Source organism: Hyphomonas atlantica corrig. (genome assembly GCF_000682715.1).
GTDB classification, from domain to species: domain Bacteria; phylum Pseudomonadota; class Alphaproteobacteria; order Caulobacterales; family Hyphomonadaceae; genus Hyphomonas; species Hyphomonas atlantica.
Window position 1 is genome coordinate 1 of the sequence record NZ_AWFH01000013.1, and the last position, 23,020, is coordinate 23,020.

The following is a 23,020-nucleotide window of genomic DNA, read 5'->3' on the forward strand; positions in this document are numbered from 1 at the left end:
CAGGAAGGCCGGGGTTAGTGAGGGCAAGATTGAAGCTATGGCACCACATGGCGCCTAACCCCTTGTCTGCACATCTGTTTTTTGGCGCCCTTTGCACAGCATTGTGGTGCATGTGTTTCTGGAAACGCGTTGAAATTACTACGAATTCCATGGTGTGCGGATTGAGCGGCCTGCAATGAGCGAGGAAAGACCTTTCACGCCGCGACTCGGACGCATACGCGATCAAGGCGCGCCTGCAGGCAAGCGTCTATCACGACAGTTGAACAAGACCGGAGCGAGACTTTCTAAAGTCTCTCGGAAGTCTGCCTTTACCGGCGCACGTTATGGCACGGGTGGCGCGGCCCGAACCGGCGGTTCTCGCTACAGGCATTTGTCCCGCCAGCAAATGCGCCGCGTCATTGTCAAAGTGCATATCGCAAGAGCGCGCGGCGCAGGTCCGGGCCTCTTTCGCGCCCATGTCAGCTATCTGCAGCGCGACGGTGTCGATCGCGAGGGAGAAGGCGGCGTGCTTTATGACCGCGACCAGGAGGGGATCAGCCCCCGCGACTTTCTGGAACGCAGCGAGCATGACCGCCACCAGTTCCGGATCATCGTTTCGCCGGAGGATGGTGCGCGTATGGGTGACCTCAAACAGTCAACCCGCGAGCTCATGGGCAAAATGGAACGCGATGTCGGGCGACGTCTCGATTGGGTCGCCGTCGATCATCACAATACAGGTCATCCGCATACCCATATTGTTGTGCGGGGTCGCGACGCCCGGATGAAGGATGTCGTCATCGCGCGGGACTATCTCACAAAGGGCCTTCGCGAAGCTGCCGAAGAGCTTGCCACCCAAAGGCTCGGACCAAGACGTACTCTGGAGATTGCGGGTGCGCGCCAGAAGCAGGTGGATCAGGACCGCTGGACCGGGCTCGATCATGAGATCGAAACGAGATTGGAGAACGGCGTATTCGGTCCAGGTGGTGCAAGCTCAAGTAAAGAGCGGTTTGATCGGTCCTTGCGACTCGCGCGCATCAGGCACCTTGAATCCCTTGGACTTGCTGAACGGGACAGAACGCTCTCCTGGCGAATGAAACAGGACTGGCAAGAACAGCTGAAACGCCGGGCGCGGCGCGGTGATATCATCCGCACACTTGCCGCTGAATTCGGGGAGCGTGAGCCCGACATTCGATTTGTTCAGGACCGCGCAAAAGATGCCGCTCCCATTCGTGGGATCGTGAAGGCTTATGGCCCGGAGGATGAACTTCGCGATACGCGCTATCTGCTCGTTGAAGATTTTGATGGCGGTATCTGGCATGTACCCGCTGCAACGGTCGATGTTCACGCCCGACCGCCGCAAGGCGCTGTGGTGGAGCTCTCCGAAGCAAGAGCCATGGCGCGTGCCTCGGACAAGGCTATTGCCAAGGTCGCAGAGCAAACCGGCGGTATCTGGTCGGAAGACTTGCACGCCCGCCATGATCCTGGATCAAAACCGGCCTATCATCTCAGCTTGAAGCGGCGGCTCGAAGCCTTGCGACGGGCAGGAATTGGGGAGCGCCTTGCGACCGGCGAGTGGCACGTCGGCGAAGAGTTTCTGGAGCGCGCAGCGGCATATGAGGCGCGCGGATCCGGCGGCGTCAAAATGAGTGTCCTGTCCTGGCTTTCACCGGAGATGCAGATCGACCGCTTTGGCGCAACCTGGATCGACGACCTGTCAGAGGGTGCAGCAGCGCAGCAGCAAACCTTGAAGGACTTGAAAGCACGTCGGGAGATCTGGCTCCGCGAACAAGGCTATCTGGGTTCCAACCAACCAGAACTCATGGAAGAGCAGAGAAGCCAGCTGCGCGCTCTGGAACTGCAGCGCGAGCGGGACGCGATCGGGGCGGCCTCAGGCCGAACCCCTGTTCAGCTAGCGAAAGGCGACCGTTTTGACGGAAAACTCGAAGGTCATGTCGATCTTGCAGCAGGGCGTATGGCGATCATTGGCAACGCAAAGGAATTCGCACTGGTGCCATGGCGTGGCAGTATTGGTCGGCAAATGGGGCGCGAGATGACCATCAAGCGCACCGCGTCAGGTATTGGTTGGAGCGTGGATATAGGGCGTTCCAGAGGGCTGTCCCGCTAGACGGTTTGGATGGCTTTGCAGAGCGATGCAGGAAATGGCGCAGAATCCCGCTGGTCCAGGACCAGTCTCAGCAATCATCCTTGGGAGAAGACAAATTGCTTTTTCAAGGAGGCGCGCCGTGACCGGCACAAAGATACTCATTGGCCAGATCATGGTGGTATTCGCACTGATCATTGGCGCGGTCTGGCTGGCCACACAAATTACCGCTGACGCGCTTGGCCATCAGGCTGCGCTCGGCGCGCCTTGGTTCATTGCAGGCGAGACACCAATCTATAAACCCTGGCGGCTGTTCCAATGGTGGTACGCCTATGAAGCCTATGCGCCGGAAGTGTTCGCACGTGGCGGCCTGATCGCGGTCTCCGGTTCGGCGCTCGGATTTCTGGCCGCGATCATTGGTTCTGTCTTGCGCAGTCGCCACGAGCGCCATGTCACCACTTACGGCTCGGCGCGGTGGGCCAGCGCACCCGATTTGAAACGCGCCGGACTGTTTGCGGACAAGGGCGTGTTCCTGGGACGTTGGCAAAAGCGCTATCTGCGTCATGATGGCCCTGAACATGTCATGGCGTTTGCGCCAACACGCTCAGGCAAGGGCGTGGGGCTTGTGGTGCCGACCTTGCTGTCCTGGACCGGCAGCGCCGTCATCCACGACATCAAAGGCGAAAACTGGGAACTCACTTCTGGCTGGCGCTCAAGTTTTTCGCGCTGCATTCGGTTTGATCCGACCGACAGGCGCTCGCCGAAATACAATCCGCTTATAGCTGTGCGCTGCGGCGAGCGCGAAGTGCGCGATGTTCAGAACATTGCAGACATTCTGGTTGATCCAGAAGGCTCACTCGAGCGCCGTAATCATTGGGAGAAAACCGGACATGCCTTGCTGGTCGGCATTATCCTGCACGTGCTTTATGCCGAAGAAGACAAGACGCTCAGCGGCTGCGTGCGGTTCCTATCCGATCCGAAACGCTCCTTTGCCGTCACACTCCGTATCATGATGACGACGCCGCATCTGGGAGATAGAGGCGTTCACCCGATTGTCGCGCAAGCCGCACGCGAGCTTTTGAACAAGTCTGAAAATGAGCGCTCCGGGGTTCTGTCCACGGCCATGAGTTTCCTGTCGCTTTATCGTGACCCAGTCATCGCGGAAGTCACCAGCCGATCAGACTGGCGCATCGAGGACCTGGTTGAAGGGGAGAGCCCGCTTTCGCTCTATCTGGTCGTCCCGCCATCCGACCTGTCTCGGACGAAGCCGCTGATCCGGCTGATCCTTAACCAGATTGGACGCAGGCTGACGGAAGATTTGCCCGAAAAGAACCGCCGGAAACTGCTCTTCATGCTGGATGAGTTTCCTGCGCTCGGGCGGCTGGACTTCTTTGAAAGTGCACTCGCCTTCATGGCAGGCTATGGCATCCGCGCCTATCTGATCGCTCAATCCCTGAACCAGATCGAAAAGGCTTACGGGCCCAATAATTCGATCCTGGATAATTGTCATGTGCGCATTGCTTTCGCGACCAATGATGAACGCACCGCCAAGCGCGTCTCTGATGCGCTCGGAACAACAACGGAACTCCGCTCGCAGAAGAACTATACCGGTCACCGGCTTGCGCCCTGGCTCTCTCACTTGATGGTTTCACGCCAGGAAACTCAGCGCGCGCTTATAACGCCCGGCGAGGTCATGCAACTTTCTGCCAGTGATGAAATTATCATGGTGTCCGGAGCGCCGCCCGTGCTCGCCAGGAAGCTTTGTTATTTCAAAGACGCAAATTTTACGAAACGAGTCTTGTCGCCAGCGCCCGTCGAATGGGACGACGCCGCGTGTGACGCAGAGTGGACATCCATTGTTGCAGCGCCGCCCTTCAAGGAGCCGGAGGCTGAGGATAGGGAACATCCTGATAGTGTGTCGCTGAAACGGACTCGAGAACCTGAGCACACGAATGATGATCTGCCGGAAAAACGCACTGCCGAGCCAAGCGTTGATGCCGACATCGACGATGAGGTTGATCCGACCAGCGATCAAAACCTCGAAGCCGTAAGACGCGCCGTTGCTGCGGATCGCGGCGACCCTGACGTCCTTCCGGGGTTCTGAGTGGATGGGAAAGCCGCGCGTCAACATACGGATTTCGACAAAGCTCTATGCGCAACTGTGTGAGGCAGCTGACAAGCCAGGGGTGACAAAAACGGCGATCGTTGAAGACGCACTGAGAGCATGGTTCGATCCAGAAGCGCGTTCAGTGCTGGAAGAGCGTTTGCTCGCCCGCATGGACGCCTTCGATCAGCATCAGGCGGATATGGAAAAGGACCTAGCCTACACTTACGCCACGCTGTCGCACTTTGTGTACTATTGGCTTACGCGGACCGAACCTATTCCTGAGGGGGAGCGTGATATCGCGCATGCGCTGGGGCAGAGGCGATTGGAGTATTTCAATGAGCAGGTGAGCAGCAAAATGTCTGCCGCGCCTGAGCCGGCCGCCTAGACGGGAGAAATGGACCCATCATAATTCTCGGTTCAGAAGTCTTGATTCGGAAGTATGGATACATTTCACACGAGCAGGCGCTGGCTCGATGGTTTCGTTGCGGTGCGAGTTCCGTACATGCCCACCAACCGAGACAACAATATTACCGTATACAGAACACCAATGACCGCCTCGAACGCGGCGGCGGCTTGAGGGTAATGCCCTTGAGGGGTGATATCGCCATATCCGAGTGACCTAGCCCCCTGAACTGCAGCCATGTTTTAGTTATAGAACTAGGCTGTTCAGGGGGCTAGGTCATCTGGTCGGACGATCGCGGATGTCGGGCATGGAAGGATTTGAGCAGGATAAGGCCCTCTCGTATCGCGGAATGACGATCTGTTGGCGTGAACTGGTATGACTCTAACAGAGCCATCTTTCACCAGAGTTCATAATCTACTTTCGCGTCCTTGTGCATCATAGCGGGAACGGAAACACGGAGCACAAAAGGGCTCTTGGGAGGATATATATGAACCAGAAGTTTAGACTCAATTTGAGCGGCGCAGCAATTTTGCCGATCGCCATTGCCCTTGCCACGCCGGCCTATGGGCAAGTGGCAGATGTCCCTGCCGAAACAGAAGCGGAGCGGGAAGCAAGACTGACAACAGTGACTGTTACGGCACGTAAACGGGACGAGACGCTGATCAATGCGCCGGTGGCCGTGACCGCCGTTTCCGGAGCAGAGCTGGAAGCGCAAGGGGTCACGAACCTTGAGCAGATTTCCGCGCGCGTGCCGGGCCTGCAGGTCGGTCGGGGAGCGCAAACCTCGAACATCTTTATCCGAGGTGTCGGATCTGGTATCAACAAGGGATTCGAGCAATCGGTTGGCCTTTATGTGGATGGCGTTTATCAGCCGCGCAGCCGCCAATTCTCACAGTCCCAGTTCGACCTGCAGCAAGTCGAGGTTCTGCGTGGGCCCCAAGGCGTTCTATTCGGTAAGAACACGGTTGCTGGCGCGATCAAGCTTGAAACGGCCTCGCCAGAAGTCGGAGAGGAACTCAATGGTTGGGTCGGTGTCACCTGGGAACCAGAATTCAATACGCAAAGCTACTCGGGCGTCTTTTCCGCGGGCTTGGCGGATAATTTGGCAGGCCGGTTGGCAATTCGTTATACGACAACTGACGGATATGTTGAGAACCGTGTCTTTGATCGCGACGAAGCCGAGCGCGAAGACATGTTCGCCCGGGCGACGCTCGCCTGGCAACCAACGGAGAGTTTAAACGTTGAGACGAAACTGAGCTATCTTGAAATGGACGGGGTCGGTAAGGAGCTTACCATTAATGCGATTGATGATCGCCTGCCGACGCCTAGCACGATAGCGCTCTCACAAATGCTTCATCCAGACTTTGGAGTTTCTACTGGCGATACCGCTTATGTCAGCTTCAGCGGCAATCCCGCATTCCGTGTCGGCGATCCTCCAATCTCCGACACGGAGACAACCGAATCATTGAGCGGATCTGTGAAGGCAGAATGGGAGTTCGATAACTTTACCCTCACTTCGATTACTGGCTACTCCTCTTTCGATTTCGCTCAACATCACGATGTGGATTTTCTGCCTGTCAGCTTCATTCACAATCTTGATGAAGAAGAACTGGACATGTTTAGCCAGGAACTTCGCATTGCCACAGACTGGGATGGGCGCATAAATTTCTTGGGCGGGCTGTATTATGAAAACCAGGATGCTTATATTGAAGAGACAACGGCGTTCAATGGCACATTTGGCGTTTTGCCAACATCGATTTTGCCCGGCGGTATTGTTAACGTTGCTCAACGCACTTTCTTCGATCAACAAGCCGAAACGATTGCGCTTTTTGGCGAGCTTGGCATTGACCTGACCGACAGCGTCACACTTGAACTAGGTTTGCGTTACTCCGAAGATGAGAAGAGCATCGATAAGAGTGTTGTTGTTGGAGCCGGCACACCCCGAGACTTCGTTGGCCTTGTCACACCCGCAGACACGATCGGGTCTGCCGATCTAACCGAATATCTAACCGCCGCCGCTACTGTTGGAGGTGCAGATGGATTGAACTCTGCAACGACTTTTGCCGCATTGCTCAACCGCTTTGCTGCTGACCTCAACGATACGCGAACAGAAGATCATTTTGATCCATCTGTAAAACTGCGCTGGCAGTATGCTGACAACGGGTCGGCCTATATTTCCTATTCCACTGGCTATAAATCTGGTGGTTACAATTTCAGTCCTGACACGGCGGAACCGGATGGGAGCCCGCGTCCGGGTCATGAATTTGATGATGAGAAAGTCACGGCTTGGGAAGCTGGTATCAAGCACCAGTTCATGGGTGACCGTGCTCGCATCGGGGCAGTCATTTTCCGAAGCGAGTTAGAAGACCTGCAGGTAACCTCGTGGAGTGGGACAAGCTTCGTGGTTGGGAACGCGGCTGAACTTCAAGTGCAGGGGCTGGAACTTGATGGCCAGTTCCTTCTCAGCGACGAAATCGAGATTGGCGGTGCGTTCGCCTATCTCGATCACGAATTCCAGTCCTTCCCAGGGGCAGGGTGTTCAGTCATCGAAACGGGCTTGGGCACATGCCCGGATTCTGCAGGTGTGGGTACCAAGGACCTTGCCGGCGAACGCGGGGCCTTTGCGCCCGAGTTCAGTGGTAACGTCTATCTCGCCTTCAATCGCAGTTTCGAGAATTTCGATCTGAATGCCCGGATTGGAGCCAACTTCAAGGACGAGATGTTCCTGGATGGCGACCTCGACCCGAACGCGTTTCAGGAAGGATATACGAAATTCGATGCTCATGTCGGGGTGGAGTTTGGCCGCTACGGATTCCGTGTATTCGGTCGCAACCTAACCGATGAAGCCACCTATACCGCCTCGGTCGACGCGCCACTCAGCCCGGGCGTGTATGTTGGCTGGATCGAAGAGCCGCGCGTGATTGGTGCCGAAGGCCGTATAAATTTCTGATCGTCTTGTAGCAGCCTCCTTTCCATCGAAGGGAGGCTGCTCCAGACTTGAGCAGTTGAAAGCTTACAATAACAGGTCAGGAGCTTGCGAACATGAAACTCGATGGAAAAGTCGCTGTGGTTACAGGTGGTGCCTCTGGACTAGGCGCTGCTGCGGCGCGCAGTTTTGTTGAGCAGGGCGCACGCGTCGCGCTCTTCGATCTGAGCGAAGTCGCAGGAAACGCGCTCTGTGGCGAACTTGGAAACAAGGTCTGCCAGTTCTTCAAGGTCGATGTGACCGATGATCAGTCAGTTGCTGAGGCAGTTGAGAAAACGAGAGATCAGTTCGGCGCAGTTCATATTGCCGTCAACGCGGCGGGCATTCCGGCCCCGACCAAAATTCTCGACAGGGAAGGCAACCCTTGCGAACTCTCCAAGTTCACAAAGGTGATAATGGTCAACCTGGTCGGCACGTTTAATGTCATGAGCAAATGCGTTGCCGAGATGGCAAAGAACACGCCAGATGATCAAGGCGAGCGCGGCGTTGTAATCAATGTGTCATCCGGTGCCGCCTATGAAGGGCAAGTCGGTCAGTCTGGCTATTCGGCGTCCAAAGCGGGTGTGATCGGCATGAACATGCCGGCGGCGAGGGAGCTCGGAGCCGTCGGCGTTCGGGTAAATGCGATCGCGCCGGGCTTGTTCCTTACACAGATGGTCAAAGGCCTGGGCGACAAAGTGGTTGCCTCATTGGTCGATACAATCGAGGCGCCACGCCGGGCTGGAGACCCGATGGAATTCGCGCACGCATGCCAGTTTATCGTCGAGAACGGTTACCTCAATGGCGAGACGATCCGGCTGGACGCGGCGACACGGCTGAGGGCGAGATAATGGGTGTTGAGAGCGGCATCACCGAGCTTGAGCGGGTTTTCGCCCTGCAGCGCAGCCTCACGCGTCAGCAGGTGTCGCGCAGTTATGAGGCGCGCATGGACCTGCTCGCCCGGCTCGGCAAGATGTTCGAGACGCATGAAGACGAACTGATCGACGCCGTCGCTGCCGATTTCGGTATGCGCAGCCGGTATGAAACCATACTGACGGACATCATGTTGGTCCTGTCGGACGTAAAATTCGCGCGGCGCCATTTGAAACAATGGATGAAGCCGCGCAGTGTCAAAACCGACACGTTTGGATTGCCGGGATCTTCGCGCCTAATTCCGCAACCCCTTGGGGTCGTCGGCATTCTCGGAACCTGGAACTATCCCTATGGCACAGTGTTCGCCGGTGCGGCGGGTGCGTTGGCGGCTGGCAACCGGATTATTGCCAAGCCGAGTGAAATTTCGGCTCATTCAGCTGAAATTTCGCAGAGTCTTGTTCGCAAGTATTTTTCAGAAGAAGAGATGGCAGTGGTAACCGGCGGCCCGGATGTCGCGCAGCAGATGACGTCTCTTCCATTCGATCATATTCTCTTCACCGGTTCGCCCAATACAGGTAAAAAAGTCGCCCAGTCGGCCGCAGCCAATTTGACACCAGTGACGCTTGAGCTTGGCGGCAAGTGCCCCATTATCATTGATAAAAGTGCTCATTTTCCAGAAGTCGCGCAGAGCCTTGTTTTCGGCAAGCTCCTCAACGCAGGACAAACGTGCATCGGTGTCGACTACGCATTCGTTCCAGAAGGGAGCGTAGAAGACTTTGTGTCAGCGCTCGCCAGGCAGGTGCACAAGTGTTTTGGCGAGATCGAAGCCAATCAGGACTATACAAGCATTATAAATCACCGGCAGTTTGACCGTTTGCGGGGACTGGTTGATGACGCCCGCGCAAAAGGTGCCGGAGTGACCAATCTCGCAGGCAGTGGTGATGGCATGTTCGAGGCTGCTCATCGAATAGCCCCGCTGGTTGTGACCAATGTTGCAAGCGATATGGGGCTGATGCAGGAAGAGATTTTCGGGCCGATTCTGCCGATCCTGACCTATCGTACGGAAGACGAAGTAATCGAGTACATCAATGCTGGCGAGCGGCCACTGGCACTTTACTATTTCGGTAAAGATAGTGCAGGTCGACGAAAAATCCTTGGCGAAACTCATGCTGGCGGCGTGACCCTGAACGGCACGGTGATGCACGTCTTCCAGCGCCGTCTTCCATTTGGCGGCATCGGGCAAAGCGGGATCGGATCCTATTTGGGGCCGGGAAGTTTCGAGCGGTTCAGTCATTTGAAGCCGGTGTTCTCACAATCGAAGATCAGTGTGCTTAGCCAATTGCTGCCTCCCTATTCTTCGAAGACGGGCCGGTTGCTGAATCTATTTAGAAAGCTGCTCTAAATCGATCCTGTACGCGGCAATCTTAGGGTGGTGTAGACAAAAGGGAGGACAGTCTCTGTGTTCGGAATTTTCTCAAAAAAGCGCAATGACCGTGAACTGGTGCCTGTTGACGTCGCTCCAAGTTCTGCTGCAGCATTGGTTTCGACAGAAGGCGGGCGACTAAATTACAGCCGTATCATGCAAGGGCTCGCGGAATCCTTCGGGGATCGTGAGGCGATTGTGAATCTTGAGCGTGGCCGCCGGCTGAGTTTTCGTGACTATCACATCATAACCAATCAGATTGCACATATTCTCAATGGAAACCTGAATCTCGGCGCGGGCGACCGATATGTCTGTATGCTGCAAAATGACAATCTCTCCCTGTTCCATTGGGGGTCAGCTGCAAAAGCTTATGCAACATGTTGTCATGCCAACTACCTCGACAGCCTGGAAACGCATCTCGGCCAGATCGACATCGTCAAGCCCAAAGTCGCGTTCATCGAGAATGACCTCCTGGCCTCCCATGCTGGCCCGCTTACCGAACGCGGCATTCAGATTGTTGTGATGGATGCTCTGGTCAAGCCATATTCAGGCGTGTTGGCCCTTCCCGATCTTTTGGCGAACGCGTCGACAGAGAACACAGATATTGAAATCGATGATCGAACGCACGTCGTGCTCATGCGCTTTACAGGAGGCACGACTGGTGACAGCAAGTGCGCGAAGTATTCAATCGACAACATTCTGGGGTGCCGCGATAGTTTCCTGACACTTCCAGACCCGGATTTCTTCGATGGCTGCCGCATGCTGCATATAGCTCCCATTAGCCATGGCAGCGGTATGATGCTTTTGCCGGTTCTGTTCAGCGGTGGTTGCACGGTCACAATGAACGCGCCCAGTCTGGAGAACTGGTGCCGCTATATCCAGCAAGAAAAGATTTCCCACGCCTTCATCGTACCGACTCTGGCGTACCGCCTTTTGGAAATGCCCGAAGCCCGAGAATATGACCTGTCCTCATTGCGCACGGTGTTGTATGGCGCGGCCCCCATGAGCCCGGCCAAGGCTAAGCTCCTGGTTGAGCGGTTCGGTTCAATATTCACACAAGTGTACGGCTCCACGGAACACCTGGCGGCAACCCTCTGCCTGAGCAAGAAAGATCATATCGTAGACTCCGAGACTGAAGGCCGACTCGCGTCCGCGGGTCGACGCTCAACCGGGATCGAACTGTCGGTTTGCGATGATGATGGCAATCCAGTTCCTGTAGGCGAACTCGGCGAGTTCTATTTGCGATCGCGCTCAACCTGTCTTGGCTATGAAGGCAATCCAGAGAAGACGAAGGAGGAATTCGTCAACGGATACTGGAAGTCAGGGGATATCGGATATACGGACGAAAACGGATATTGCTACCTGGTTGATCGGAAGAAGGACATGATCATCACGGGTGGTTTTAATGTCTATGCGACTGAAGTTGAGGCCGCAGTCAACTCCCATCCTGGCGTTTTGATGTCGGCGGTTGTCGGTGTTCCCCACGAAGAATGGGGCGAGGCTGTACATGCGGAAGTCATCCTTAATGACTCTGTTGAGGTGGCCGAATCTGACCTGATCGCCTATGTAAAAGAGCAGATCGGATCTTTCAAAACACCAAAATCCGTGTTGTTCGTGGAAGAACTGCCTCTGAGCGTCGTTGGTAAGGTGTTGCGAAAGGATGTACGTAAGAAATACTGGGGCGGCCAGGTCCGCAGTATTGGTTGAAGCGTGTACAATCCTGTTCAGAAATTGGACAAACCGTCATGAACCGATAAAGCTCGTCATCGAAGACGGTCGTACAGGACAATCGATATTTGAACAACACATCATCAGGTAAGGCGCAACCAGAATTGAGTGAGACGCGGTCAGTCATTGCATCCTGGCTCATACAGATTGTGGCCATATTGGACGAATTTGACTTTTCCATTGATGTGCCAGATCTACTCCGGCGTGCGGAAGTTGATCCTGATATTCTCCAGGACCCGAATGCCAGGGTGCGGTCTAGACGATTCAGTCGCTTCATTGAGCTCATCGTAGAGGCGACAGGTGATGAGACGATCGGGCTGAAGCTGGCCGAGCGAAATACGCCCGGCTCAATGCATGCGCTTGGGTATTCATTGTTCTCAAGCCGAACGCTGGAAACATTCTTCCACCGGTTTGATCGTTTTTTCAGGCTAATTTCTCATTCTGCTGAGACAAGGTCTGAAATCAGGAAGGGGTGCCTCATTCATTCCATTGAACTCAAGGAAGACGTGCCGCCGGTCCGCCAGGATGTTTTTTTGGCGACGGTGCTTCGCTTCGTCAGAATGGTTTACCGAGCGGACTATTCTCCTGTTTTGGTAAGAATGCGTCGTCCGAAACCTGGTAAGGTCGCGATGGATGAATTTGATGCCTTTTTCTGTTGTCCGATCGAATATGGTCACGACAGTCTAGAGCTGCATGTGGCCGAGAAGGACTATACGCGCGTGCTGCGCGGCGCGAATTCCGACATTGTTCGAAGGAATGACCAGATTGCGATGGAATACATTGCCCGGTTCGATGAACAACAAATTATTCCGCGGATCCGGGCGGCGATTGTCGAAATGCTACCGGATGGAGCTGTCTCCCTGGAGTCGGTTTCAAGAGAGCTAAATACAAGTAACCGAAGTCTTCAGCGCCAATTACAGGATGAGGGCACAACCTTCAACACCGTGCTCGACGATGTTCGCCAGCATCTCGCTATCGGCTATTTGCGGACAGGTCGTCGGTCCATCAAGGAGATATCGTATCTGTTGGGATACAAGGACCCCAGCAATTTCTCCCGTGCGTTTCGCCGGTTAACGGGGCAGTCCCCGCAGGAATTCCTCGAGAATGAGCGCCAGCTGGACGACAGCTGACATCGCTAGAGCTCTGCATTGCCTTGGGCGGCTCGACTGACGACGCTTTGGCGCACGGTGACATGCGTCTGATGTTCAATAAGTTTTCTGGCCCGATAAAGTGAAGCCTCATCTGGAACGGGCCAAGTTTTGGAGCGAACGCGGCCCAATGCTTGGAATTGGACAATTGTCGTTTGAAACCCTGAAATTTGAGGCGGAAGATTCGTGTGCACGAATTACCCTGACGCGTCCGGGCAGCATGAATGCACTGTCCGCTCTAATGGTGAATGAACTTGCGCAATGTGTGAAAGATGTTGCCGAGCGCGATGAGATTCGAGTGCTGACTATCACTGGGAGCGGGCGCGCCTTTTGCTGCGGTGCTGACCTGAAGGGCGTTTTGGGGGAAGTTCAGGCTGGTGACAATACCGGGTTTCTTGGCTTCCTTCGCGACATTCAGAACGTGTTTTTGGCTATTCGTGCTTTGCCGAAGCCGACAATTGCAGCGCTCAATGGATTGACTTTGGCCGGCGGACTGGAGCTAGCCATGACCTGCGATGTCGTGATGGCGGCGCGCAGTGCGCGGCTGGGCGACGCCCATTCCAATTTTGGTGTTCTGCCGGGCGGCGGGGGATCTCTCTTGCCGAGGTATGTTGGCGAAAAGAAAGCGAATTATCTCCTATTCTCCGGCGATCATTGGTCGGCGGAAGCGTTTCGTGAAGCCGGATTTGTAAGCCAAGTTGTTGAGGATGACGACTTGTCATCGGCTGCAGAGGCGCTTGCTGCAAAGCTGGCGGAGAAAAGCCCGCTTGTACTTCAGCGTATGAAGGAGATGGTTGCCGGAAGCGCACACTTGTCCGCGCGCGAAGCCATCGCGTTGGAAATGCGCCATCTCGAAGCGCATGCAAAATCCGCTGACTTCCTCGAAGGGCTTTCAGCCTTCAGTGAGAAACGAACACCGAAATATTCAGGCCAGTAGCGGCCATCTGTAGATGGGGAGAGAGTCTTGTCGGATAGTAAGATTTATATTGTAGGCGTCGGCATGACGCATTTCGGGCGGCATCTGGAAACAAGTATTTCTGAATTGCTGGACACCGCCATTTTGCGTGCGGCGGATGATGCAGGCTGCACCAAGGCCGCCGTGGAGGCAGTTTACCATTCCAGTGCGACCCAAGGTTTCTTGCAGGGACAAACCTTTGTTCCTGGCCAGGTTGCGCTCAGCAAGATCGGGCTGACAGGTATTCCCGCATTCAATATTGAAAACGCCTGTGCGTCCAGTTCATCCTCCTTTCACCTTGCTGTTCAGGCGCTTAAGGCTGGTATGCAGGACGTTGTCCTGGCGGCGGGTGTCGAGAAAATGAACGTGCCTGACAAGGCGAGGATGTTCGCTGTGTTCGATGGCGGTTGGGATGTTGAGACACCTGAGGAGAATGCCAAAAGGCTTCTCCAGTTGGGTGAAGGTGTTGCCGAACCGGAGGGATCGGAATCTGAACGCCCTTATAGCGTATTCATGAAAATCTACGCAGCGTTCGGCCGGAACCATATGAAGCGCTATGGCACGACTCAGCGCCAGATTGCTGCGATAGCCGCGAAAAATCATCAGCATTCAGAGCACAATGAGTATTCGCAATACCGTCAGCCTTACACGATTGATGAAATTCTTTCAGCACCTCCCATCACTTACCCTTTGACGCTGCCAATGTGCTCACCGATCTCGGATGGTGCTGCAGCGGTCATCCTTTGCAATGAGGAAGGCTTGAGGAAGATTGGTGCCACTACGTCACGAGCCGTCCAGGTTATGGCCAGCGCCGTTGCAAGTGGAAACCCCGCGCGCAGCGCCGATGCACCGGAACGCCATGTTGCGCGAATTGCCGCTGAGAGGGCGTATGAAATGGCCTGCCTTTCACCAGAAGACATGGACGTTGCCGAGGTGCACGATGCAACCGCGATTGGTGAGTTGATGCACGCCGAGAACTTGATGTTAGTTCCGATCGGTGAAGCAGGCCCGGCAGCGGAACGCGGGGACTTCACGATTGGCGGCTCAATCCCGATCAATCCGTCTGGCGGGCTGGAGTCCAAAGGCCACCCCATCGGCGCAACCGGGCTGGGGCAAATTCATGAGCTTGTCACCCAATTACGCGGCGAAGCTGGAAAGCGCCAGGTTGATGGTGCCCGACACGCTATCCACGAAAACAGCGGCGGCCTAATTGGCATTGAGGAGGGTGTTGCTGTGGTCAACATTTTCAAGAGGGCAAATGCATGATTGGGGGATTAGATATTTTCTTTGACAAGGCTGAGCTCGCCGCAATCGAAAGCCTGCGTCGCTATCTTGATGAGCAGCTGGAGCCGGAACTGGCTGCGCATGGGGAAGACTTCGTTCCAAAGGACAAAATGCAAAGCTGGACGCAAAAGCTGGCAGAATTTGGTCTCGTCAACGCCCCACAGCCGGAATCTGCCGGCGGGCTGGGGTTGTCCTGGAAGCTGCACGTTCAACTAATTGAAGAGCTTGCCTATAGTTCGGGAGACTTGGCGATAGCCGCACTTGTTAATGGCAGCGCAGCGTCGATGCTGGTCAAACTCGCGCCGGAGCACATCAAGACACGTTACCTGCCTAGATTGTTGGCGGGGGAACTTTTTGCGTCTGTCGGCATTTCCGAGCCGGATGTCGGTTCGGATGTCGCGGCGGCGAAAACCAGGGCTGTGCGAGATGGTGACCATTGGGTGATTTCTGGTGAGAAAACATGGATCACCAATGGTGAGTACTCAGATTTTTTCATCTGCACCTGCCGAACTGGCGAGAACGAACTGACCCATATCCTGCTCGATCGCAATGAGCATCCTTATGAAGTCCGCGGTATTCCAAAGATCGCGCTCAATCGACAATCAACATCACAGGTTTTTCTCGATGATGTGCGCGTTCCGGTCGAGAATACTATCGGTGAAATAGGCTCGGGTCTGAAGAACACGCTCACCCTGTTCGAACGCGCGCGAGTTCACGTCGGGTCGTGGGGCTATGGCATGGCGCGGCGCGCGCTTGATGAGTCAATAAAATATGCAATCGACCGTTCGCAGCATGGCAAACCAATTGCCGGCCACCAGCTCATTGCAGAAAAGTTAGCTGTAATGGCCACAGAGATCGATGCAGCGCGCCTGTTGTCTTTGCGCGCAGCGGGCATGATTGACGCCGGACAGCGCTGCGACAAGGAGTGCGCAATGGCAAAATGGTACGGTACCGAAATCGCTGTCAGTGCAACGCGCCAGGCAGTACAGATTCACGGCGGTAATGGCGTCACGAAGGAGTTCATTGTCGAGCGCCTCGCCCGCGAAGCGATGATCGCACCCATTCCGGATGGAACGACTGAGATCCAGAAACTCCTTATCGGGCGGAGCCTGACGGGCGTCTCGGCGTTCAGGTGACGTCCCGTGTCTAAAGGGCCTCTGCAGGGCATTCGGATTGTCGAAATCGAGGGCATTGGGCCGGCGCCCTTTTGTGGCATGCATCTGGCCGATCTGGGCGCGGATGTCGTTCTCATAGAGCGAAAGACCAAGGGCTCCGATCCGGGATCGACTTTGCCTGTCGGCATTCTGAAAAGAGGCAAGCGCTCGATCGCTCTGGACCTGAAAGACTCTGAAGACCGCGCGGTCGCGCTGGATCTGATTGCGACGGCGGACGCCCTGATCGAGGGCATGCGGCCGGGAGTGATGGAACGCCTGGGCCTTGGTCCGGAAGTTTGTCTGGGGCGGAACCCACAGCTTGTCTTTGGTCGCATGACGGGCTGGGGGCAGGCGGGACCGCTCGCCCAGGCGGCTGGACATGATATCAATTATGTATCCGTCAGTTCAGCTGCCTGGTTTGCAAGCCCAACTGGAACGCGATCACTGCCGCCACCAGGCTTGGTCGGGGACATTGGCGGCGGTGCGAACTATCTGACGATTGGCATTCTCGCGGGCATTCTAAAGGCCAGAGCCACCGGTGAGGGCGATGTGATTGATGCAGCGATTGTCGATGGGTCGGCGCATATGATGAACCTCATCTTCGATTTGCTGCCCAGCGGCATGATGCAAGCCGAGCGCGGGCGCGGCTTTCTGGATGATTCCCCTTGGTACAGTTCCTATCGCTGTGCAGACGGGCGTGACATCACGCTTGGCGCGCTAGAACCGAAATTTTACGCAGAACTTCTACAGCGCCTCGGTCTTACAGGCGATCCCGACTTCGAAGACCAGTATGATCGTGATAGCTGGTCGAAGCAGTCAGAGAAGTTTCGTGCTCTTTTCGCAACCGAACCATCTGCATACTGGCAAGACTTACTAGAGGGGACCGATGCATGCTTTGGCCTTGTGGAAAGTCCGATCAGTGCACCTTTGCACCCTCATAATCTGGCGCGCGGAATCTTTGAAAACAGCCAGGGTTATGTTCAGGCTGTTCCGGCCCCGCGTTTCCAATCGAACGTGCAGGCAATCCCCGGTCCAGCACCTGAGCATGGTCAGCACCAGCAAGAGCTGCTCAAGGAGTTGAAAACCCGCAACTAGATCCGTTGCAAGTAGGTGTCCCAGGCTTTGTCGCTGGCACAAAATGACGGAACATTGGCGTTGCGCGGGGCTTGAGAAACTTCGCCGTTCCAGTGCAATCTTGCTTGGTATGAGAAAAAATCCAGAACCTCATCCACTGGGGTGTCCGGGAGGACAAAATGAACGGCAAAAAAATGCCCGCTACAGCGCTGAAAGTCATTCTGACGGGCGCTACGATCGGTCTTCTGGCTGCCTGTGGAGGGGCGGTCGACTCTGGCGACGCTTCCACACAAGCCTCCCAGGGGATCAATGAGGAACGTTTGCTCAATGCCGCAGGCGAACCACATAACTGGCTTACTCATGGTGGCACGTTTTCAGAAACGCGGTTTAGCGCGCTTGACGCCATTAATCTGGAAACAATCGACCAGCTGGATCTTGCCTGGGCGGCACCGCTTGGCAGCTATCGTGGCGTAGAGGCAACCCCGATCATTGTTGATGGTGTCATGTACACTACGGGTTCGTGGAGCGAAGTGCTGGCGCTTAATGCTGCCACAGGAGAAATTCTTTGGCGCTACGATCCGGAGGTTCCCCGATCAAAGGGCGCACATGCTTGTTGCGATGTCGTCAATCGCGGCGTGGCTGTCTATAACGACAAGGTCATATTCGGGTCGCTGGATGGTCGTCTGATCGCTCTTGATTCAAAGTCAGGCGAACAGATCTGGGAGACCCGTACTGTACCGCTCGAAGAACCCTATACGATCACAGGGGCGCCTCGCATTGTGAAAGGCAAGGTCATCATCGGAAATGGCGGTGGTGAGTTCGGCGTTCGCGGATTTGTTGCAGCCTATGATGCTGAAACAGGTGAACGGGCCTGGAAGTTCTACACTGTGCCGGGAAATCCGGATAATGGATTCGAAAACGAAGCCATCGAGATGGCTGCTGAGACCTGGACAGGCGAATGGTGGAAGCTGGGCGGTGGCGGGACTGTCTGGGACAGCATGGCATTCGATCCTGAACTGGACCTCCTCTATATCGGCGTTGGAAACGGCTCGCCCTGGAATCAGAAAGTACGAAGCCCGGACGGCGGCGACAATCTGTTCCTGTCATCAATCGTCGCGTTACGTCCAGACACAGGAGAATATGTCTGGCACTATCAGACGACGCCGGGCGAAACTTGGGACTACACAGCTACGCAGAATATCATTCTAGCTGATCTTGAGATCGAGGGAGAGCTTCGTCAGGTGCTGATGCAAGCGCCGAAAAACGGCTTCTTTTATGTCATCGACCGAATAAGCGGCGAACTTATTTCCGCAGAGCCATTTGTTCCCATTAACTGGGCCACACATATCGATATGGAGACCGGGCGTCCTGTTGAAAACCCCGAGGCGCGCTATCTGTCTGGTGGACCTGCGCTCGTCAAACCCAGCCCATTTGGTGCCCACAACTGGCACCCCATGTCATTCAATCCGGAAACAGGGCTGGTATATATTCCCGCACAAGATGTTCCTTTCCTCTATTCCGATCAGATCGAGGGCGAGATTGCCCGCTTTGACCGAGACGCATTCAATATCGGTGTCAGCCTGACAGACGCATTACCGGAAACAGAAGAAGCACGTCGCACACTTCTGCGCCAACTTGTCCAAGCACATCTTGCTGCCTGGGATCCGGTAGCTCAGAAAGAAGTCTGGCGTGTTCAGCATGAGCGAATGTGGAATGGAGGTACGCTGACAACGTCTGGAGATCTGGTATTCCAAGGCACGACGAGCGGCGTTTTCAATGCTTACAACGCCAAAACAGGCGAAGAACTGTGGTCGTATCCGGTTGGTGTCGCAATGGTCGGTGGACCTGTGGCGTATGAGGTCAATGGCGAGCAGTATGTTGCTGTATCAGCTGGTTGGGGCAGTGGTGCCAATTTGCTCGCCGGCTTCTATGTCGGGCAGACAGGAGGCCCGGTTGAAGGCCATGTACTTGCCTTCAAACTTGGCGGAGAGGGCGAGCTAAACGTCGCCGCGCTTCCGCAGAAGGCAACGCCTGAGCCAGCGCGACAGCCGCATTCGGCTGAAGCGGTTGTACGGGGCACAGACCTCTACGGTCGATTCTGCGGTGTCTGCCATGGCGGCGCGGCCATTTCGTCCGGAACGCTCCCCGATCTGAGGCAGTCAGCGACTCTCGGGATAGACACTTTTGATGCTTTCCTCCTTCAAGGGGCCGGCGAAGCGATTGGCATGCCCAACTTCGCCGGCCGCCTAAGCCAACAGGAAGTCGATGATATTGAGGATTTCATCCTCTCTCGAGCCTGGATGGCGTTTCAAGACGAGCAACAGTCGACGTCTCAAGCTGAATAGTATTCTGACAATTCGCTAAACCAGTACAAATCTGTCACTCTGGGAGACAACAAATGAAACCTCATATCGCTGCTGCTGCAGTCGCAATCGTAGCCGTGCTTGGTGCATGCTCCACTATCCCAGTCTTTGATGCGTCGGGTCCGGAGTTTCCTCCAATGAACCCAAATCTGGTGGACAGCGAGCTTGCCACCACGCATTTTAATCCGGCTCAACAGGATTCCCTTCCGTTTGCTGGGCCGGTCGGTATTCACGAGATTGATGATGAGGGTATTCAAAGGGTCCCGGCAGGGTTGGTGAACCTCACGCTTATGCAATTACCAACTTATCCTTCAGGTGAGCAGGTGGCCATCTCCGCCAACAATAATCGTATCTCCAAAATCCTGATTAGCGATGGCAAGTTTCAACTGATCAATGCTCTGCCTGTGGAAGGTCAACCCTTCATGTCTGTCGAGGATGCTGAACGTATCGCCGTCGAAATGGATAGTACGGCCTCAGAAGCTGAACTGCTTGGCTATCTCAATCGGAACTATCCACGTTATGTTGAGCGGGTCGTCGCCAGAGCAGCAATCTATAATGTCGTCGACCGCAATGGTGACTTCTACACTGTCGTCAACAACGATGTCGTCGTTTATGGTGATGCCGAACCCGGCAATCCGCTGTCACCACTGGTGGAAAAGCGCCGCTTTCAGCTGCCGCGCGAATATTTCAATCCAACACTGGAAGACCCTGATGCTGTGTTCGGATTGAATCTGACTTATGATGGCATGCTGGCGCTGGTGACGATGGGCGGCGTTGTCGTCATCGTAGACCGAAATTTTGAACAGGCACCGATCATTCATGAGTTGGCTGACGATGAGCAGGTTACGAACTCGATCGCCATTGATGAGGGTGGTGGCATTTATGTTCTCTCAAATAGGAGGCTCCATAAACTGGTTTGGGACGGGGAAACACTTCACTCTAGAGGGTATGGCGCGTGGTCATCAGAATACGATTCCTTCACCGGCAAACTTGGCGGCGTGAGTCTCGGCAACGGATCAGGCTCTACGCCCTCACTTATGGGCTTCGGAGACGAGGAAGACAAACTTGTTGTCATCACGGACGGAGAGTTGATTATGAATGTCGTCGCCTTCTGGCGCGACGATATTCCAGAGGATTTCGTCCAGAAGCCAGGGACCAAATCGCGTCGAATTGCCGACCAGATTCAGGTTAGTTTCGGAAAGTCTGACCTTGAGCGCGCCCAGTCTGAGCAATCCGTTGCGGTATATGGCTACGGTGCCTTGGTGGTAAACAACACATTGCCATCGCCATTGCCAACAATGCTGGAGAATGTTGTCATGTCTGGTAGACTACGCAAAGGACCGACGGGTGCTGAAAAGTTTGAATGGGACGTTGAAGCTGACCGCTGGGTGCGTGCCTGGGCAAATCCCACTGTATCGAGCCCATCAACCGTCCCCATGATTTCTGGCGGCGCCCAACAGGTCTATGTCAATGGTTTCGTAGACGGAAAATGGGAGGTCACAGGTCTTGATTGGGAGACGGGTGAAGCCGTTACACGGCTTCGCCTTGGTGATAGCCACATTTACAATGGCGCTTACTCTGTCATTCACCTCCTGCCGGGCGGCGATATCGTTCTTGGAGGATTGCTGGGCATGATGCGGATATCGGTCGAGCGCTAGGTGTTGACTTTAGTATGATGTGTTGAGTTTCGGCGCTCTGTGCATTGTAGTTAGCGGTGAAATCTAGTTCTATAGATCAAGCTTGATTTGGCAGGGAGTACAATCCGCGTTAACTATGGCTATCGGTGCCGGTGAGCGGCGTCGAACTCAAGCGGTCTACAAAACTGTGGACCAAAATCAGACCGAGCTGAGGACCAAGAATCGATTACACTTCCCGTAAGTGATTGAAAAATATGGATAAAAAATATGGAATGTGGCACGTCACTCGCGCCATTTCTCTTCAGATGGCGACTGCCAAATCCCTTGAAATCATTGAAAGTCTTGGAGAATCTACGGGTCTTCCACGCCTTTCCGCCGGTCGTGCACTACAATTTGCACCACAAAATGCAAACTTTTTGCACTACAAACGGCGATGAAGCATTTCTCACTCGGATCAAAATTTCTAAAGGATCGCGGCGGTTGGTGGCACTATGTCAGGCGCGTTCCGGCTCGCTTCAAAGACGTCGACAAACGCGGCCTGATCCAGATCGCCTTGCGCACCCAGTCTCTCGAAGTGGCCATGATGCGCCGCAACAGTTTGGCAGAAGCCGACGCCGCCCTCTGGAACAGCCTGGCTCTCCAGAGAGAAGGTACACAACGGTCAAGAAGCCGGGCCGCGACCGAACGCCATCGCGCTGCGGTCGCCCGCGCCATGGCGGAAGGCTTTGTCTATCGTCCTGTCGATGAAATCGCCGCCCTGCCAGATCTCGACGAACTCATCGCCCGGCTCAGGGAAGTTGATCGGGGACATACGCCAACCGAAGAGAAGGCTGAAGCATTACTCGGCGGTGCACCTGCCGCAAAGGACCGTACGACGGTCTCGGAAGCGTTCGAGCTCTACGTCGCCAAAATCGCATTCGATGACCAGTTCAACAAATCAGAGGCCCAGCGGAAAGCCTGGCAGAAGCGCAAGCAGGTTTCGATAGACTATTTCATTGATCGGGAAGGCGACATTCCGCTTCTAGACATCACAAGGGATGTTGCGACACGCTACCGTGATTGGTGGCAGTCACGCATGTTGCCTCAGACGGATGGCTCAAAACCCTTCACCCCGAACACGGTCAATCGCCATATCGGAAACATGCGCTCGCTGTATCTGCGTTACTTCAAATATCGCGGTGAGACCGATGTCGATGACCCGTTCCGTGGCTTTTTCTTCGCGGGCAAGTCCCGCGTAAAACGCGCTTCATTCAGTGACGCATGGGTGAGAGAGAAAATCCTTGCGCCAGGTGTGTTCGATGACCTTCGTCTCGAACTGCGGGTGATCATTTATCTCCTTGTTGAGACCGGTGCCCGTCTCAGTGAGATCGTCAATCTGAGACCGAACGATATCCGGCTCGACCATGAAATCCCCCACATCGTGATCCGGCCGGAGCAGAACCGCGAACTCAAGACGAGTGATTCAGAGCGGGAGATCCCGCTTGTCGGTATCGCGCTTCCCGCCATGAAGCTCTGTCCAACCGGGTTTGAGCACTATTATGACCGCAACACGCTTGTCTCAGCCAATCTGATGAAAGCTTTCAAACAACGTGGACTCCTGCCGACCAAGGATCATGTCATCTATTCGCTGCGTCACTCGTTCGAGGACCGCATGCTGGAAGGCAATCTTGATTATGGCCTGCGCTGCGCCCTGATGGGCCACAAGAACAATCGGCCAGAATACGGTCAGGGAGGATCCCTGTCGTTTCGGCGGGCGCAATTGTCGAGAATTGCGCACCCGTTCTCCAAGGAAATATTCGGCGGCGGGGGATGAAAAAGCTGACATT

General features: G+C 55.1%; 17 protein-coding genes. 16 read left to right on the plus strand and 1 reads right to left on the minus strand.

The genetic code is table 11. The annotated features are described in order from the left end of the window. The first annotated feature begins 175 nt into the window (after positions 1 to 175). From HY36_RS08840 to HY36_RS08850, 3 genes are all read left to right on the plus strand, one after another. Positions 176 to 2,104: a DUF3363 domain-containing protein gene (locus HY36_RS08840; RefSeq protein WP_081806119.1), complete on the plus strand. Its 1,929-nt coding sequence runs from the start codon at positions 176 to 178 to the stop codon at positions 2,102 to 2,104. Positions 2,105 to 2,222: 118 nt separating this feature from the next. Beyond that, entirely contained in the window at positions 2,223 to 4,184 is a 1,962-nt protein-coding gene (locus HY36_RS08845; RefSeq protein WP_035551448.1) for a conjugal transfer protein TraG, read from the plus strand. 82 nt (positions 4,185 to 4,266) lie between these two features. Next, positions 4,267 to 4,572, plus strand: a complete 306-nt coding sequence (locus HY36_RS08850) for a hypothetical protein (protein WP_206741171.1) — start codon at positions 4,267 to 4,269, stop codon at positions 4,570 to 4,572. A gap of 65 nt (positions 4,573 to 4,637) precedes the next feature. Here HY36_RS08850 and HY36_RS18120 read toward each other — a convergent pair whose 3' ends face one another. Next, complete coding sequence (locus tag HY36_RS18120; RefSeq protein WP_081806120.1) at positions 4,638 to 4,829, minus strand: ion channel; 192 nt, start codon at positions 4,827 to 4,829, stop codon at positions 4,638 to 4,640. 248 nt (positions 4,830 to 5,077) lie between these two features. On the opposite strand from HY36_RS18120, the gene HY36_RS08855 reads away from it, so the two are divergent. The 13 genes from HY36_RS08855 (at position 5,078) to HY36_RS08910 (ending at position 23,007) form a co-directional block, all read left to right on the plus strand. After that, a complete protein-coding gene (locus HY36_RS08855; protein WP_035551452.1) occupies positions 5,078 to 7,540 on the plus strand; it encodes a TonB-dependent receptor in 2,463 nt (820 codons plus the stop codon). Between the two features lie 92 nt (positions 7,541 to 7,632). Beyond that, positions 7,633 to 8,406, plus strand: coding sequence for an SDR family NAD(P)-dependent oxidoreductase (locus tag HY36_RS08860; protein ID WP_035551455.1), 774 nt, complete (start codon positions 7,633 to 7,635; stop codon positions 8,404 to 8,406). Further along, a complete protein-coding gene (locus HY36_RS08865) occupies positions 8,325 to 9,830 on the plus strand; it encodes an aldehyde dehydrogenase family protein (RefSeq protein WP_241764175.1) in 1,506 nt (501 codons plus the stop codon). The genes HY36_RS08860 and HY36_RS08865 overlap by 82 nt, the downstream gene beginning before the upstream one ends. A gap of 57 nt (positions 9,831 to 9,887) precedes the next feature. Further along, positions 9,888 to 11,558, plus strand: coding sequence for a class I adenylate-forming enzyme family protein (locus tag HY36_RS08870; protein ID WP_206741172.1), 1,671 nt, complete (start codon positions 9,888 to 9,890; stop codon positions 11,556 to 11,558). Positions 11,559 to 11,683: 125 nt separating this feature from the next. Further along, positions 11,684 to 12,709, plus strand: a complete 1,026-nt coding sequence (locus tag HY36_RS08875; protein WP_034763799.1) for a helix-turn-helix domain-containing protein — start codon at positions 11,684 to 11,686, stop codon at positions 12,707 to 12,709. Between the two features lie 148 nt (positions 12,710 to 12,857). After that, a complete protein-coding gene (locus HY36_RS08880) occupies positions 12,858 to 13,664 on the plus strand; it encodes an enoyl-CoA hydratase/isomerase family protein (RefSeq protein WP_051602658.1) in 807 nt (268 codons plus the stop codon). A 27-nt stretch (positions 13,665 to 13,691) separates the two neighbouring features. Next, on the plus strand, positions 13,692 to 14,948 hold the full coding sequence (locus HY36_RS08885; RefSeq protein WP_241764176.1) for a thiolase family protein: 1,257 nt from the start codon (positions 13,692 to 13,694) through the stop codon (positions 14,946 to 14,948). Beyond that, on the plus strand, positions 14,945 to 16,102 hold the full coding sequence (locus tag HY36_RS08890; protein WP_051599724.1) for an acyl-CoA dehydrogenase family protein: 1,158 nt from the start codon (positions 14,945 to 14,947) through the stop codon (positions 16,100 to 16,102). Before HY36_RS08885 ends, HY36_RS08890 begins: the two co-directional genes overlap by 4 nt. Positions 16,103 to 16,108: 6 nt before the next feature. Further along, positions 16,109 to 17,215 carry a CaiB/BaiF CoA transferase family protein gene (locus HY36_RS08895; RefSeq protein WP_035551462.1) on the plus strand — a complete coding sequence of 369 codons (1,107 nt, stop codon included), beginning with the start codon at positions 16,109 to 16,111 and terminating at the stop codon, positions 17,213 to 17,215. 158 nt (positions 17,216 to 17,373) lie between these two features. After that, positions 17,374 to 19,539: a PQQ-dependent dehydrogenase, methanol/ethanol family gene (locus tag HY36_RS08900; RefSeq protein WP_206741173.1), complete on the plus strand. Its 2,166-nt coding sequence runs from the start codon at positions 17,374 to 17,376 to the stop codon at positions 19,537 to 19,539. 53 nt (positions 19,540 to 19,592) lie between these two features. Beyond that, a complete protein-coding gene (locus tag HY36_RS08905) occupies positions 19,593 to 21,215 on the plus strand; it encodes a hypothetical protein (RefSeq protein WP_139068737.1) in 1,623 nt (540 codons plus the stop codon). 233 nt (positions 21,216 to 21,448) lie between these two features. Further along, positions 21,449 to 21,631 (plus strand): hypothetical protein, encoded by a 183-nt coding sequence (locus HY36_RS18520; RefSeq protein WP_162175973.1) that lies wholly within the window; start codon positions 21,449 to 21,451, stop codon positions 21,629 to 21,631. Beyond that, entirely contained in the window at positions 21,628 to 23,007 is a 1,380-nt protein-coding gene (locus HY36_RS08910) for a tyrosine-type recombinase/integrase (RefSeq protein ID WP_035551464.1), read from the plus strand. The genes HY36_RS18520 and HY36_RS08910 overlap by 4 nt, the downstream gene beginning before the upstream one ends. Positions 23,008 to 23,020: the final 13 nt, after the last annotated feature.

Coding starts and splice junctions, on each gene's coding strand:
- HY36_RS08905 (WP_139068737.1), top strand. CDS start 19,593: ATGAAACCTCATATCGCTGCTGCTGCAGTCGCAATCGTAGCCGTGCTT.
- HY36_RS08910 (WP_035551464.1), top strand. CDS start 21,628: ATGAAGCATTTCTCACTCGGATCAAAATTTCTAAAGGATCGCGGCGGT.
- HY36_RS08840 (WP_081806119.1), top strand. CDS start 176: ATGAGCGAGGAAAGACCTTTCACGCCGCGACTCGGACGCATACGCGAT.
- HY36_RS18120 (WP_081806120.1), bottom strand. CDS start 4,829: ATGGCTGCAGTTCAGGGGGCTAGGTCACTCGGATATGGCGATATCACC.
- HY36_RS18520 (WP_162175973.1), top strand. CDS start 21,449: ATGGATAAAAAATATGGAATGTGGCACGTCACTCGCGCCATTTCTCTT.
- HY36_RS08865 (WP_241764175.1), top strand. CDS start 8,325: ATGCCAGTTTATCGTCGAGAACGGTTACCTCAATGGCGAGACGATCCG.
- HY36_RS08890 (WP_051599724.1), top strand. CDS start 14,945: ATGATTGGGGGATTAGATATTTTCTTTGACAAGGCTGAGCTCGCCGCA.
- HY36_RS08900 (WP_206741173.1), top strand. CDS start 17,374: ATGAACGGCAAAAAAATGCCCGCTACAGCGCTGAAAGTCATTCTGACG.
- HY36_RS08880 (WP_051602658.1), top strand. CDS start 12,858: ATGCTTGGAATTGGACAATTGTCGTTTGAAACCCTGAAATTTGAGGCG.
- HY36_RS08855 (WP_035551452.1), top strand. CDS start 5,078: ATGAACCAGAAGTTTAGACTCAATTTGAGCGGCGCAGCAATTTTGCCG.
- HY36_RS08860 (WP_035551455.1), top strand. CDS start 7,633: ATGAAACTCGATGGAAAAGTCGCTGTGGTTACAGGTGGTGCCTCTGGA.